The organism is Paenibacillus sp. P4_A9 (assembly GCF_056402415.1).
The window spans coordinates 1-14,708 of sequence record NZ_JBFUHL010000005.1; the positions used below are offsets into that span (position 1 = coordinate 1).

13 protein-coding genes are annotated in these 14,708 nt (G+C 44.9%); 11 read left to right on the top strand and 2 right to left on the bottom strand.

The genetic code is table 11. From position 1 onward, the window contains the following. The coding region (locus AC1DVJ_RS06485; RefSeq protein ID WP_477589278.1) for a DUF421 domain-containing protein at positions 1-495 on the top strand (495 nt) is incomplete at its 5' end. Between the two features lie 8 nt (positions 496-503). On the opposite strand, the gene spoVB is transcribed toward AC1DVJ_RS06485, so the two are convergent. After that, positions 504-2,129, bottom strand: coding sequence for a stage V sporulation protein B (spoVB, locus tag AC1DVJ_RS06490; RefSeq protein ID WP_477589279.1), 1,626 nt, complete (start codon positions 2,127-2,129; stop codon positions 504-506). A 143-nt stretch (positions 2,130-2,272) separates the two neighbouring features. Between spoVB and AC1DVJ_RS06495 the strand changes: the two genes are divergently transcribed. From AC1DVJ_RS06495 to AC1DVJ_RS06540, 10 genes are all read left to right on the top strand, one after another. Then, positions 2,273-2,557 carry a post-transcriptional regulator gene (locus AC1DVJ_RS06495; RefSeq protein ID WP_477589280.1) on the top strand — a complete coding sequence of 95 codons (285 nt, stop codon included), beginning with the start codon at positions 2,273-2,275 and terminating at the stop codon, positions 2,555-2,557. Positions 2,558-2,678: 121 nt separating this feature from the next. Further along, positions 2,679-3,911 carry a protein translocase subunit SecD gene (gene secD / locus AC1DVJ_RS06500; RefSeq protein ID WP_477589486.1) on the top strand — a complete coding sequence of 411 codons (1,233 nt, stop codon included), beginning with the start codon at positions 2,679-2,681 and terminating at the stop codon, positions 3,909-3,911. After that, positions 3,901-4,827: a protein translocase subunit SecF gene (gene secF / locus AC1DVJ_RS06505; RefSeq protein WP_477589281.1), complete on the top strand. Its 927-nt coding sequence runs from the start codon at positions 3,901-3,903 to the stop codon at positions 4,825-4,827. The genes secD and secF overlap by 11 nt, the downstream gene beginning before the upstream one ends. A gap of 65 nt (positions 4,828-4,892) precedes the next feature. Then, positions 4,893-5,846 (top strand): cation diffusion facilitator family transporter, encoded by a 954-nt coding sequence (locus AC1DVJ_RS06510; protein ID WP_477589283.1) that lies wholly within the window; start codon positions 4,893-4,895, stop codon positions 5,844-5,846. A 67-nt stretch (positions 5,847-5,913) separates the two neighbouring features. Further along, positions 5,914-8,352, top strand: a complete 2,439-nt coding sequence (gene recJ, locus AC1DVJ_RS06515; protein ID WP_477589284.1) for a single-stranded-DNA-specific exonuclease RecJ — start codon at positions 5,914-5,916, stop codon at positions 8,350-8,352. Positions 8,353-8,453: 101 nt separating this feature from the next. Beyond that, positions 8,454-8,966: an adenine phosphoribosyltransferase gene (locus AC1DVJ_RS06520; protein ID WP_477589286.1), complete on the top strand. Its 513-nt coding sequence runs from the start codon at positions 8,454-8,456 to the stop codon at positions 8,964-8,966. Between the two features lie 185 nt (positions 8,967-9,151). Then, on the top strand, positions 9,152-11,338 hold the full coding sequence (locus AC1DVJ_RS06525) for a RelA/SpoT family protein (protein ID WP_477589488.1): 2,187 nt from the start codon (positions 9,152-9,154) through the stop codon (positions 11,336-11,338). Positions 11,339-11,360: 22 nt separating this feature from the next. Then, a complete protein-coding gene (gene dtd, locus AC1DVJ_RS06530; RefSeq protein ID WP_477589288.1) occupies positions 11,361-11,801 on the top strand; it encodes a D-aminoacyl-tRNA deacylase in 441 nt (146 codons plus the stop codon). Positions 11,802-11,873: 72 nt separating this feature from the next. Beyond that, positions 11,874-12,047 carry a hypothetical protein gene (locus AC1DVJ_RS06535; RefSeq protein WP_477589289.1) on the top strand — a complete coding sequence of 58 codons (174 nt, stop codon included), beginning with the start codon at positions 11,874-11,876 and terminating at the stop codon, positions 12,045-12,047. 149 nt (positions 12,048-12,196) lie between these two features. Further along, positions 12,197-14,146 (top strand): FAD-dependent oxidoreductase, encoded by a 1,950-nt coding sequence (locus AC1DVJ_RS06540; protein WP_477589291.1) that lies wholly within the window; start codon positions 12,197-12,199, stop codon positions 14,144-14,146. A 94-nt stretch (positions 14,147-14,240) separates the two neighbouring features. Here the strand turns inward: AC1DVJ_RS06540 and AC1DVJ_RS06545 are convergent, their stop codons facing one another. Further along, positions 14,241-14,561 carry a hypothetical protein gene (locus AC1DVJ_RS06545; RefSeq protein ID WP_477589292.1) on the bottom strand — a complete coding sequence of 107 codons (321 nt, stop codon included), beginning with the start codon at positions 14,559-14,561 and terminating at the stop codon, positions 14,241-14,243. Between the last annotated feature and the right edge of the window lie 147 nt (positions 14,562-14,708).

Genomic DNA, 14,708 nt, shown 5'->3' on the forward strand with positions numbered 1-14,708 from the left:
ATGGGGACGTTGGTGCTTATTCAAGTTGTCATTGCGTATATTACATTAAAAAGTCGCACAATTCGTGTGCTTTTCGATGGTAAGCCGAGCGTTTTAATCAATAAAGGAATGATCGATCGCGAGGAAATGAAGAAGCATCGTTATAATTTAGATGATCTGATGCTGCAGCTAAGACAAAATAAAGTGATGAACGTGGCTGATGTGGAATTTGCCATACTAGAGCCTTCGGGGAAATTAAGTGTAGTTGAGAAGGAAAAATATGAGAAAGAGACAGGGGCCGGGGTTACGAAGTTAAAAGGAACCATACGTTACGAAGGCTTACCGCTGCCTCTTATTATGGATGGTAAAGTCCAGGACGATAATTTAGAGAAAATAGGTCAAACAAGATTTTGGTTGAAAAACCAGCTCCAAGAGAAAGGAGCGCGGGATTTTAAAGAAATCTTCTATTGCTCGATTGATCATCGCGGCAGAATGTTCCTCGATCGTAAAAGATAAGCCGCGATTTACCGTATTATTTTTTTGCCCATATTCATTAGACGCCCAATATCCTTAACACTGATGAGTCGGAATATCGTGATGAAAAAGATATAAGAGAAGAGCCCTAGAAGTAAGGAGGAGACAAATCGAATCCAAGTCACAGAGACCCATGGCGTGTACATGATGAAATAGCTAACAACACCAGAGAGTAGCATGGCCGCACCAATTTTCCCAAAGCTGCTGCCTTCCATACGGAATTTGAGCAATCGGACTACACTGTTCCAATGCAGCAATGTAACTAGAACAATATTGACATTAATCGCGAATACAGCTCCTTGTATACCCATTTCAGGTTTGCTGGCTAACCAGTAGATCAATACGAGCTTAACCGTAGATCCAATTAAGGTGTTGATTAGGGCAGCACCAGGCTTGTTTAATGCTTGTAGCGCAGATTGCAGTGGAGCTTGAAAATAAATGAATATCGCAATGGGTGCCATCATCTTGAGCATGACACTCACATCGGGTTGATTGTACATATACGTACAAATGGGTTCAGCTAATACAAACATCAGCACTGCGAAAGGGGCACCTGTAATTAATGCGAGCTTCAAGGATTGATGTAGTCGCATATGAATGGTTTTGAGGTCTTTACGAGCGGCAGCTTCACTTAGCGAAGGAATTAGAGAGACGGATAATGACATGGTAAGAGCGCTCGGTAGAAGGATAATGGGAATGATCATGCCTTGTAATGCGCCATACTGAGCGGTTGCAAGGGAAGTGGTAATACCAGCGATCGCTAAGCTTTGAGCAATTAGGATGGATTCAAGTAAATAGGAGCCAGCACCGATGAGTTTACTTCCTGTGATCGGGATGGAAATACGTAAGATTCTACGTAAATTCGTTAATCGACCTGTTGTTTTCTTAGTACCGATTTGAGCCACAGGAGTCTTCGGTGCTGCTTTTTTATCCCATCTAAAATGGATAGCCAAGACAGCAAGTCCGCCTATTTCGCCTGCTAGGACGCCAATCATTGCGCCTGCTGCTGCATATTCAATTCCGTAAGGAATCATCATATACGAACAGATTAAAACCATGACAATACGAATCAACGTCTCCATAATTTGCGAGGTTGCGGTGGGAATCATGTTTTGCCTGCCTTGAAAATAGCCGCGATACACGGCCGAGATGCCGATAATAGGAATCATGGGGCTCATACATAGGAAAGTGTAATAAACACGCGAATCTGTCAGCAAATGCGAAGTGATCCATGAGGCTCCTGCGATGCAGATAATCGTAAAAATGATGCTTAGTGTTATAGTAATCGCTAAAGATATGCGCAAAATACTTCGAATACGGGTCTCATTTTTCTCTGCCTCTGCTTCTGCAATCAGCTTGGCGATAGCAACAGGAATGCCCCCGGTAATGATGGTTAGAATAACAGAAAGGAATGGCCACCCCATTTGATAAATACCAATGCCTTCGGCCCCGATAACGCGGGGTAAAGTCATTCGGGGTATGAAGCCAAGTATGCGATTCAAAATACCTGCGGCGAGCAGGATCATTGTACCTCTAATAAACGACTGCTTGGTCACTGCCATACCCTCTTCCGATAATGTCATACCTATGACTATGCGCGAGCTGGCCAAGCTCATGCTAAGATTTTATGGACAAGGGCGTATTCGGCAGGAAATTGCGAGGTGACTCTCGAATTACACAGCATACAGGTAAAAGCTTGCCTTAGCCTATGCTTACGAAGTTAGTTTTGCTAAAGCAAAACTTTTAGGAGGATTCCCCCATGAATGACGAACAGGATAACGGAAGTGAAGAAGAGAATCCGAGTCTTTCGGATCATGAACTAAATGAAGTCATCAAAAACTTATGTTTGAGCAAGGTTGAAGAATTCGTTTTGCTTGGATATGAGCATGTGACCGGCAAGGATATATGGGATTGTGTAAGCGATAGATACCGCAAAACAGGGTTGCCCTCTCTCCATCAAATCGTAAATGACATTTTGTCCCTTAAATCTACTGCGTTTATGAACTGGATGACGATTAGTATGTATAGAGGAGCCCAATTCTAAGAATGGGCTTATTTTTCTGTTAATGGTGTTATTTATTTCATGAAACGACTTAAATTGACTCGTTTTTCAGACCTGAGTATAATAGGCATATTGAGTATTGAAGGGAGACTAGCAACAGATGCTGGATTGGAAAAGAATTTCGTTCTTTTTTCTAACGGTTATTATTGTTCTTGGCGCAGTTGGAGCAACGAGCCCTAGACTAGTAGAACGTATTAAACTTGGATTGGATTTAAAAGGCGGTTTTGAAATTTTGTACACCGCAGAGCCGTTAACGGCTGGCCAGCCCCTAACGAAGGAAACGCTTTCTGAAGCAGCCGAGAGCCTTGCGAAACGCGCGGATTCACTTGGTGTTGCGGAACCTGAGGTTTATCCGGAAGGTTCAGATCGCATCCGTGTGCGTCTTGCAGGCGTTGAGAATGAGGATGAAGTGCGTCAACTGATGTCCAAGCCTTCCGTACTAACCTTTAGAGGCCCAGATGGAACGGTTTACATGAATGGAACTGACTTCGTGGAGAACGCAGCGAAACTAAGCTACGATCCGAATACGAAGCAACCGATTGTTGAAATTAAAATGAAGAGCAGAGAGAAATTCAAAGAAGTTACAACGAAATTGGTAGGCAGTACATTGTCCATTTACTTAGATGATGACTTGCAATCGACGGCATCTGTCAATTTCCCGATTGATGACGACTCAGCCATCATTACACAAACTAGCGTGTCCGAAGCTACGAAAGTTGCTAAAATGATTAACTTGGGCGCTATGCCGCTCAAATTAACGGAGAAATACATACAACGTGTTGATGCAACATTAGGGAAAGCTTCCTTACATGAAACCGCAAGAGCGGGGCTAATTGCTTCAATCTTGATCTTCTTGTTCATGGTGCTTTACTATCGTGTGCCAGGGCTTGTAGCTGCTTTCACATTGATTACGTATGTTTGGGTTTTATTAGCGATCTTCGACTTTATGAATGCAACGCTGACGCTGCCTGGTATTGCTGCCCTAGTCTTAGGCGCAGGGATGGCTGTCGATGCGAACATTATCACATACGAAAGAATTCGCGAAGAAATCCGTGCAGGCAAGAGTATCCTTTCATCCCTGAAAGCAGGGACTAAGCATTCCTTCCGTACGATTATGGATGCGAACGTAACGAATTTAATCGCGGGTATCGTGCTTTATTATGTAGGTAACGGTGCTATTCGCGGATTCGCAGTTATTACGATGATGAGTATTATTATCAGTATCTTAACGAACGTCTTGTTCTCCAGATGGCTGCTACATCTTATTATCCGAGGTAATTTGCTGAAAAAGCCAAGTTATTTCGGTGTGAAGGAGGCAGACATCCGTGGACTTTAAGAATAAGTACGATTTTGTAAAAAATCGCAATAAATTTTTCATCGTATCTGCTGTAATTCTTATCATTGGGTTAGTCGTTATTTTAACCTCGGGTATGAATTTCGGTGTCGATTTCAAAGCAGGAACGAATATCGACCTTGTTGTCGGTAAACAGATGGATAGTGCTAAGGTTGAGGAAATTTTGCATGGATTGACTACGAGTGGTGATGTGAAGTCGAAATATGCGGATCCTACAATCGGTGGAAATAATAGCGATCGCGTGTCGATCCGTTTCGATGATGTTTTGGACGACGCTACGGTCAACAAGATCCAAAAAGCGTTTGCAACCGCATATAGTGCAGAGGTTTCTAAGGAAATTAACACCGTTGACCCACAGCTAGCCAAAGAACTATTGATGAAAGCGGTGTACGCTGTTGCAATTTCAAGCGTATTAATTTGCTTGTATGTCAGCATCCGCTTCGAATGGCGATTTGCCTTAGCTGCCATTATCGCTATTCTGCATGATGCGTTTATTGTTATCGCGATGTTTGCGATTTTCCGCTTTGAAGTGAATCTACCGTTCCTTGCGGCGGTTTTGACCACAATTGGTTATTCCATTAATGACAAGATCGTTATTTTTGACCGGATTCGTGAGAATCTGCGTTTTGCTAAGCTCAAGACAGACGCTGACCTTGTTGCTTTAGTCAACGACAGTATCTGGCAAACGATGGCGCGTAACATCAATACTGTACTCGTCGTGTTAATTGCAGCAGGTTGTTTGTATCTATTCGGAAGCGAGTCCATTAAGCTGTTCGCATTAGCTAAGTTAATTGGTTTAACGAGCGGTGCCTATTCTTCCATCTTTATTGCCTGTTCCTTGTGGTATTTGTTCAAAAGAAACTCATTATCACGTTCTAAAAAGAAAGCTGCAGCGTAATAACCTTAATAAACGGCCGCGTGATTGTTGCGCGGCCTTTGTATCCGTTCAGGGGGAATGTCCACGTGAATGACGAGGGTTTTCAAAAGACAGAATACGCGCTTTGGGCAGGTATGCTCGTCCTTACCGTGCTGGCTTGTCTGAAGGGCGTAATTGGCTTTCAGGTACATAGTGATTCGCTGCTCGCAGCGGCGGCTCAATCGGCAGCAGGGATATGTGTGCTGGCTGCTGCTATCATGAGTGTTAGAAAGACGAGAGTGCAGCTTGCAGCGACTTCTTTCCGAGGGTTGGATAAAAAAAGTTCAGTCGGTTCAATCCTACTCATTGTCCTCATCATGGTGATTGGCACTGAAATGGGAATTATTTCGATCAAATCATTGTTAAACCATGTAGAATATGAACCCAGTATGATTACTCTTGCCGTGCTAGTGATTTCGTTTCTTACAAAGGAAATCATGTTCCACTACTTGAGTAGGCTCGGCAAACAAGTTGGGACGAAGGAATTCATTGCCAATGCGCGAAGACATCGTTACGATATATACTCTTCTTTTGTAGTCGCGATCGGCATACTCTCGTCGATGCTAGCGCACGCAACGGGGTATCGCGCATTTTATTATGTAGACTCATTTGTTGGCCTGATCATTGCACTTTTAATATGTATGATGGGATTCACTCTGATTAGTAAAACGATAGCTACTTCAGCAGAAAAGGTTCTTCATCAGGAAGAAGCAGCTGATTTCGTCACAGCCGTTCAAAAGATTCACGGGGTTATAACAGTTGATGAGCTGAGTGCTAGAGAACATGGCCATTATGTTGTGATTGAAATGACCATCAGTGTGAATCCTAGGCTTTCTGTATGGGAGGGGCATGAGGTGTCGAAGAAAATAAAACAACAGTTGATGAAACAGTATCATCATGTGACCAACGTGTTCATCCATGTAAATCCCTACGATGCAGGGTATCCCTATAAACAACAGGCAGATGTGGAAGCTAGTGAACAGCCGTCTGTTTTGCATTAATTCATAGTTTTCGAAGTCTAAGCTATCATGAAATTTTCTTAGGAAAACGCCAAGGAGGACCCACCAAGTGCTAGCACCGAAGGCAAGATGGAACATTGGAAATGCGGATGAAGCACTTGTAGAAGAATTTGTACGTGAGCTGCAGCTGGATCCTTTGGTTGCCCGTATTCTAGTGCTTCGAGATATCCGTAGCGTGCCTGAGGCCAAACAATTTATGCAGGGTGGCATCGGCGATTATCATGATCCCTATTTGCTGGATGGGATGCTTCCAGCTGTGGAGCGAATTCGCAAAGCGCTGCGGAACAACGAGTTGATTCGTGTTTACGGCGATTATGATGCCGATGGTGTCAGCAGTACGTCCTTAATGGCGCATTTGTTAAAAGGATTAGGGGCTCATTTCGATACCTATATCCCTCATCGGGTTCGCGAAGGTTATGGTCTGAATCGCGCTGCCATTGCGTTAGCGAAGGAGCAAGGTGTTCAGCTCCTTATTACCGTTGATACGGGAATAAGCGCAGTTCAAGAAATTGCTTATGGCCAAGAAATAGGCTTAGATATCATCGTGACGGATCATCATGAGCCGCCAGAGGTGCTGCCAGATGCCTTAGCAGTGATTAACCCTAAGAAGCCTGGCTGTCCTTATCCTTACAAGTTATTAGCGGGTGTAGGCGTTGCATTCAAGCTTGCGCAAGCTCTGCTTGAGCGCTTTCCTGAAGAGCTTCTCGAATTCGCAGCGCTCGGAACGGTTGCCGACCTTATGCCGCTCACCGGTGAGAATCGGTTGCTTGTGAAGATGGGCTTAGCACGTATGCAGGATTCCAGTTACGTTGGATTTCGTTCGCTTATCGGTGTATCTGGCATTGAACGGAAAGAGATTACCGCAGGACATATCGGATTCTCGCTTGCGCCCAAAATTAATGCGAGCGGTCGATTAGAAGCAGCGGATATTGCCGTTAGACTGCTAACCACGACGGATGAAAAAGAAGCGGAGCAAATTGCCTTCGAATTGGATATGCTGAATAAGGAGCGTCAACAAATCGTCGAGGATATGGTCCAAGAAGCGTTTGCTATGGCTGAGGAGCAGCGAGCTATGGGCTTGGATAAAGTCATTGTCGTAGCCAAAGAGAACTGGAATGTTGGTGTCGTTGGGATAGTTGCGTCGAAGATCGTGGAGAAATTCTATCGCCCTGCGCTTGTGCTAAGCATTGATCCTCAGAAGGGCATGGCCAAAGGGTCTGCGCGTTCGATTGCGGGCTTTGATTTGCACAAGGCATTGACAGCTTGTAAGGATCTTCTTGACCATTATGGCGGGCACCAAGCTGCGGCTGGAATGAGCTTGGAAAGTGGTCGTCTGCAAGCTTTCGCAGTCCGCTTAAATGAACTTGCAGCGGCGACTTTAACGGAGCAAGATTTCGTGCCTGTGTTGCGGGTAGACAATCAGTGCAGCCTTGCGGATGTCCCAATTGCAAGCATTGAAGGCTTGGAGCTATTAGCTCCTTTCGGAATGGGGAATCCATCGCCTAAATTCATGTTTACAGATTTAGGTCTTGAAGATATTCGAACCATGGGCAAAGAAAAGCAGCATCTGAAGCTGGGACTCTCTCAAGCGAAGGATGAAGTCAGCTGTACGGTTGAAGCAGTAGGCTTCGGCAAAGGCAGCTTAGCAGCGCTAATTGCTCCCTCCGCCAAGGTTGATGTGCTCGGTGAGCTCTCAATTAATGAGTGGAACGGCGTCAGGAAGCCGCAAATCATCATGCAGGATCTGCGCATCCCGCATACACAGGTATTTGATTGGCGAGGCACGGGACAGTTGCATGTGAAGCTTACTGCGCTTGAGAGCAATCTCTCGGCGGGACCAGCGGTGCTGCTGCGATCACCTGGCATTGTGCTTTTTGATGAAGCAGATATAGCCTTGTTCCAGTCAACTGCTGCTCAGATCGGCCATCATGTGCCGTATTGGATTGTGCAGGAAACCGAGCATGTGAAGCCGGGCAATGAGGCTGCAAGCGGGATGACGTTTGGCGAGCTGCAAGATGTCATTTTGTACACATTACCTCGTCGTATTGCCACGCTAGAACGGGTACTCCAGCAGGCAACAGGCATGATGCGGTGTTACCCTGTATTTGCAGAGTTAGGGCAGGACAGCGGAAATACATTGCCTTCCCGTGATATGTTCAAGATGCTCTACGGTACCTTGCAGAAAGAGAAGTCACTTCAATTGCAAGATACCCGAATGATGACGGCTTTTAGTAAGCGTTCAGGACTATCTCTTGGAATGATTCATTTTATTTTATCTGTCTTTGAGGAATTAGAATTTGTCGTGAAACATGATAATATAGTTACGTTGAGTTCGACGCCTGCCAAAAGAGATTTAACCACATCACGATTGTACCAGCATCGATTGCATCGTCAAGAAGTTGAAGCGATTGTTATGTATTCTTCAGCCAAAGAGCTGGAGCAATGGATCGCTGATCACACCAGGATAAACGAATCCGCCGTCCTCTGAGGACGAGTGCGTTTACCAAGGTAGATGCGAAGCAAAAGTATAAAGAATGAAATACTTTCTTTTCTACTAAAATAAACAGAGTTTACATTGGAGGAAATCATATGAATTTCAAAGATTACATTCGCGTTATCCCGGACTTTCCACAACCAGGCATTCGTTTTAAAGATATTACAACACTGCTTCAGAATGGTCCTGTGTACAAAGAAGCCATTGAGCAATTAAAACAACTCATCCAAGACAAGGAAATCGATGTGATTGCAGGTCCGGAAGCACGTGGATTTGTCATCGGAGCTCCTCTGGCTACTGCACTTGGCGTAGGCTTTATTCCAATTCGTAAAAGCGGCAAATTGCCTGGTGAAACGATCGAAGCTGATTATGCGCTTGAGTATGGCAAGGATAAGCTTGCTATGCACAAGGATGCGATTAAGCCTGGACAGAAAGTACTTATCGCTGACGACTTGCTTGCAACAGGCGGAACGATTCAAACATCCGTTGATTTGATCAAACAGCTTGGCGGAGAGATTGTCGGAGCTGCTTTCTTAATCGAGCTTACGTACTTAGATGGCCGCAGCAAATTTGATGGTATTGATGTTGTATCTCTTGTTCAATATTAAGATAGGTCTGGAGAATCGAATGCTCGTTATTCGATTCTCTTTTTCATAGCATTTTACGAAGTGAATGCGATGCTTTTGCGGCATCGATGATGCTTTTTGTCGAATGCGTGTAGGCGAATAGTTGACGAGGGGCCTGACTTGCAGGCATAATGGATAAAAATCGACTAAAGGGAATGGGTAGATGCATGGGTATAGAGCAGCTGCTGGAAAAGGCCGCCACCTATCTGAAAGAGAATGATTTGCAGAGGATTCGGGAGGCCTATGAATTCGCGGATGAAGCCCATCATGGCCAAGTGCGCAAATCAGGTGAGCCCTATATTCTGCATCCACTCGCTGTTGCAGATATATTGGTGAATATGCAGATGGATGTCACTTCGGTGATCGCTGCGCTTCTGCATGATGTTGTTGAGGATACAACAGTTTCACTTGAAACTGTTCTAGATAAATTCGGGAAAACGTGTGCGATGCTCGTTGATGGTTTGACGAAGCTAGAGCGCATTAAGTTCAAATCCAAAGAAGAGCAGCAAAACGAGAATTACCGCAAAATGTTCGTCGCGATGGCGCAGGATATTCGCGTTATTTTGATTAAGCTTGCGGATCGGCTGCATAATATGCGGACTTTGAAGTATCAATCGGAAGAAAGCCAACGCCGCATTGCGGAAGAAACGCTGGAGATTTTCTGTCCGATCGCACATCGACTTGGTATTTCCACGATCAAATGGGAGATGGAGGACATTGCCCTCCGTTATTTGAATCCGCAGCAATACTACCGGATCGTCAATCTCATGCAGAAGAAACGGACAGAGCGTGAGCAATACATTGAAGATGTCATTCTTAGCATCAAAGAGAAGCTGGATGAGATGGGGATTCAAGGGGATATCTCGGGAAGACCGAAGCATCTATACAGCATTTACAAGAAAATGAGCTCCCGCGGCAAGCAATTTAACGAAATTTACGACCTCATGGCCCTGCGTGTCATTGTTGACGGCATAAAGGACTGCTATGCCTCTTTGGGAATCATTCATACGTTATGGAAACCGATGCCTGGACGCTTCAAGGATTATATTGCGATGCCGAAGCCCAATATGTACCAATCCTTGCATACGACCGTTATTGGGCCGAAGGGTGAGCCGCTTGAAGTTCAGATTCGGACTTGGGAAATGCACCGTACGTCTGAGTTTGGGATCGCGGCGCATTGGGCGTACAAAGAAGGGGGTTCAGTGGTTCCATCAGGCACCTTCGAGGATAAAATGAGCTGGTTCCGCGAAATTCTGGAGCTTCAGCATGAAACAAACGATGCCTCAGAATTCATGGAATCCATGAAGATGGATTTCTTCTCTGATCTTGTTTTCGTCTTTACGCCAAAAGGGGAAGTCATTGAGCTTCCAGCAGGCGCGGTTCCATTGGATTTTGCTTATCGGATTCATACAGAAATCGGCAACCGTACGATTGGTGCCAAAGTCAACTCGCGGATCGTTCCGCTCGATCATAAGCTCAAAACTGGCGATATCATTGAAATTTTAACATCCAAGCATTCCTATGGTCCTAGTCAAGATTGGATCAAGATCGCACAGTCCTCCCATGCACGCAGCAAAATAAAGCAATGGTTTAAGAAAGAGAAGCGTGAGGAGAACGTTGAAAAAGGTAAGGATATGATCGAGCGTGAGCTTAAACGCTTAGCGATAGATCCGCCAACCTTAATGAGTGACGATAAAATGCTGGAAGCGGCGAGGAAGTTCAATTTTAGTGATATTGAAGACATGCTCTCGGCTGTTGGTTTTGGCGGCATTACGGCGGCTCAAATATGTACCAAGCTTACGGAGAAGCTTCGCAAGGAAGCGGAAGAAGCCCAGGTTATTAAGCTGAGCAACGAAGTAAAAGAGGTTAAAGCTCCTGCTGTTGCAGAACGCAAAGGCCGACCTACGAATGGTGTGCGTGTTAAAGGTGTAGATAACCTGCTTGTCCGTTTTGCTCGTTGCTGCAATCCAGTGCCTGGGGATCTCATTATTGGCTATATCACTCGCGGACGCGGGGTATCTGTCCATCGCGCGGATTGTACGAACATTCCAACGAGTATGGGTGAGGAAGAACGGGTTATCGAAGTGGATTGGGCAGAGGCTGTGGAATCCAATTTCAATGTGGAAATTGAGATTACAGGCCATGATCGCCGCGGCTTCTTAAACGAAGTGCTTCAAGCCGTATCAGAGAGCAAGACCATGATTTCAGCTGTTTCGGGGCGTTCCGATAAAAATAAAATGGCGACGATTCATATGACCATTTTAATTAAAAATATCGATCATCTACAGTCTGTTGTAGAAAAAATAAAACGTGTCAAAGACATATATTCCGTTCAACGAATTATGCAGAGCTAGCATGTAAGGAGATTTAGGGACGATGAAAGTAGTTGTTCAACGTTGTAAGCGCGCGGAAGTAACCGCCAACAATCAAACCATCGGTCGAATTGAGCAGGGGCTAATGCTGCTAGTTGGCATTACCCATGAAGACACGGAGCAGGATGCGAAGTACCTTGCAGATAAAGTGGCGGGGCTGCGTATTTTTGAKGATGAAACCGGTAAAATGAATCTTTCCGTCATGGAGACAGGTGGATCGATCTTATCTGTGTCACAATTTACGCTGTATGGGGATTGTCGCAAAGGTAAGCGGCCGAATTTCATGTCAGCGGCACGGCCCGAGCAAGCGGAGCCGTTGTATCATCAATTCAACAAGTTGCTTAGAGAACAAGGCTTACAGGTTGAAACCGGTGCATTCGGTGAAATGATGGACGTTTCCCTTACGAATTGGGGACCTGTTACCTTAGTAATCGACAGTAAATAAGAGGATGCGGGATAGGCAGCTCGGCCACTGGTTATACTAAAAGAGTATAAACTAGCGGTTAGGAGCCTACAGATGCGTCAATCGATCAAAGAAAAAATCATGACTGCTCCGGTACAGCAATTGTTCCATACCTCCATGGCTGAACGGATGAGTCAAGCTTCTGCATTTGCGGATGTTGAAATAAGTGCGGAATTCACTTCGGATCAAGAGAAAATGAAGAGTATTCCTAAAAAATCGTACCGGTAATTCATAAAACCACGTGTGTGCTGATCGTCAGCCCTGCGTGGTTTTATTTGTGAAACGGGCGTAATTTCTCTACCACTACAAATTGTGGTAAACTAGCCTATGGAATTATTGTAAGACATGCAGGAGATAAGGTGGGTGCTTACGTCGTAATGGCAAATTCAAATCGCAACAAATCCACATCCAAAGGATGGCTATGGTTGATGGGCTTATTGATTGTACTTACACTGCTGGCTGCAACGGCCGCCATGTACTATCAATATAATCATCATAACAGCTCTAAAGGACATAGTGGGCTGCAGCAAGCCCTTGATGAAGTGAAATCGGTGAAAAAGGCGAAAGATGCCTATGATGTAATTGTCGTTGGTACGGATCCAGAAGGCGTAGCAGCAGCGGTTTCGTCCGCTCGGAATGGATTAAGCACGTTGCTTGTTGATGGTCGGAATCGCGAGATTTTAGGCGGATTGATGACGCTTGGGTGGATCAATTCCCTTGATATGAATTATTCCACGAGTAAGAACTTGCTAGGCAAGGATGATGTGTGGAACAAAGGTTTTTTTTCTGAGTGGTATGCCAAAATTGAAGGAGACTCCTTTGATGTGAATACCGCAGCAAATGCGTTTTATGATGCGGTAAAAAATGAAAAAAATATTGATCTTCTGATGAAAACCAAAAACATTGATCCACTGCTCTCGTCCGATAAATCAGCTGTACAAGGCGCTACAATTACGTTTGAAAATGGCAGTACACAAGTTGTTAAAGCGGCATCGGTTATTGATGCGACCCAAGATGGTGATTTCGCAGCAGCGGCAGGTGTTCCGTTTACCATCGGGCATGAGGATATCGGAGATCCGAAATCCAAAATGGCAGTAACGCTAGCTTTTCGTCTGAAAAATTTTACGCCAGAGGTTTGGAATCTAATGGCTCAACGTCTGAATGGAGATAACAATCCAGACACTGGTGTAAATGAGGTAAGCGTATTCGGTTATGGGGAAATGAGTGCCTACCCGGCAATTAACAAAGAGAGAGCCAAGATGAGAGGCTTCAATATGGGCAGGCAAAATGACAATTCCGTACTTATTAATGCGTTGCAGATTTTTGGTGTAGATCGATTTGATCCAAAGTCTGTACAAGAAGCATTTGACATAGGGAATAAGGAATTACCAGCTATTGTCGCTTACATGAAGAAGACATTTCCGGAGTTTGCTACTGTTGAGTTAGAAGGATCCGCACCTGAGCTCTATGTGAGGGAAACACGTCATATGCAGGGCGAATACAGATTAAATATCGTAGATGTTTGTACAAATGTGGACCAATGGGATCGGATTGGATTTGGTTCCTATGCTGTCGACATCCAACGGATATCCCCAACAGATTCCGGTAATGTCGTGTGTAAGCCTAAGCAATATGCCATTCCTTTCCGAAGTATCGTTCCTCTGAAAGTTGATGGATTACTCGTTGTTGGTCGAGCAGCAAGCTATGACACACTTCCGCACGGAAGCGCACGTGTCATGCCAACGGGTATGGCAGAGGGCGAAGCAGCTGGAGCTGCAGCTAGCTTAGCGAAGTCTGAGAATAAGACCTTCCGTCAGATTTCGACGTCCAAAGAAAGTATCGCGAAGCTACAGGCTCAGCTGAATAAGCAAGGTATGGAAATTCAGCCAATAACGATTAAACCTCAACCATTTATGGAACATAAGGCATATGAGGGAGTAAAAACAGCTTTGATGTTAGGCCTTGCATCAGGAGCCTACGCGAATAATTTCCACCTCGATGACGCGGCCAATCCGAAGCGAATGGTGAATGTGGTTGGTGGGGCACGGAAGATGAAACCGGATGCGTTTACGGGGGATGTGAATCAAGCGATTGCCAAGCTGGATAATGCGGATAAAATACCGTTGACCCTTGAGCAAGCGAGCTATACCTTTACACAAGCCCTTGGCATGAAAGTTACAGCTGCTGAAGCGCAAGCGAAGCTTCTAGAGAGCAAACTGCTAACAGTAGAAACGGTTAAGGGGATTGCAGATCAGCAAAAATTAACAAATGGCGACACATATATGATGATTCGAGACGTTAAGCTAGGTTTGACAGGAAAGCCGTAACAACATAAAGAGCCTTATTGCCGCATTGGATGTGGCTGTAAGGCTCTTAGTTTGTGGTTGACAATGAGAGGGTTGATGGTTGCGGTTACATTTCTTAGTCTTCGTCCGCAGCTTCTTCTTCAGCCTCGGCCTCAGCTTCTTCAGCTTCTGCTTCCGCGTCATCCTCAGCTGCAGCAACTGGATCCTCGTCAGAAGATTCTTCGCTCTCAGCTTCCTCTGCTTCTTCAGCTTCAGCTTCTTCCTCTTCCTCAGCTTCTTCTTCCGCTTCTTCGTCTTCAGTATCCGACTCTTCAATGGCCTCTTCTTCGGCTGCTTCTTCAGCTACTTCTTCTACTTCGGCTTCGGTTTCGGATTCTTCAGAGAAAAGCACCACGAGATCCTGACGTTCCTCTTGAAACTCGTTTTGTAGTGTCATTGTTACAGCCTCCAGATGTTATATTCAAGGCCATCTGCCTTGTTGTACATGTATATGTGAAAACAGAATGAATATACGAGTGAAACGAAATGAAAATGATTGAAAATGTGCGATAATTCTGTGTAATGAAATTGTAATAAGAGCTTC

Bases quoted from the DNA above. Each gene is read 5' to 3' on its own strand.
- spoVB (WP_477589279.1), bottom strand. From the start codon at position 2,129: ATGAGCTTGGCCAGCTCGCGCATAGTCATAGGTATGACATTATCGGAA.
- AC1DVJ_RS06495 (WP_477589280.1), top strand. From the start codon at position 2,273: ATGAATGACGAACAGGATAACGGAAGTGAAGAAGAGAATCCGAGTCTT.
- AC1DVJ_RS06520 (WP_477589286.1), top strand. From the start codon at position 8,454: ATGAATTTCAAAGATTACATTCGCGTTATCCCGGACTTTCCACAACCA.
- AC1DVJ_RS06525 (WP_477589488.1), top strand. From the start codon at position 9,152: ATGGGTATAGAGCAGCTGCTGGAAAAGGCCGCCACCTATCTGAAAGAG.
- AC1DVJ_RS06535 (WP_477589289.1), top strand. From the start codon at position 11,874: ATGCGTCAATCGATCAAAGAAAAAATCATGACTGCTCCGGTACAGCAA.
- AC1DVJ_RS06540 (WP_477589291.1), top strand. From the start codon at position 12,197: ATGGCAAATTCAAATCGCAACAAATCCACATCCAAAGGATGGCTATGG.
- AC1DVJ_RS06545 (WP_477589292.1), bottom strand. From the start codon at position 14,561: ATGACACTACAAAACGAGTTTCAAGAGGAACGTCAGGATCTCGTGGTG.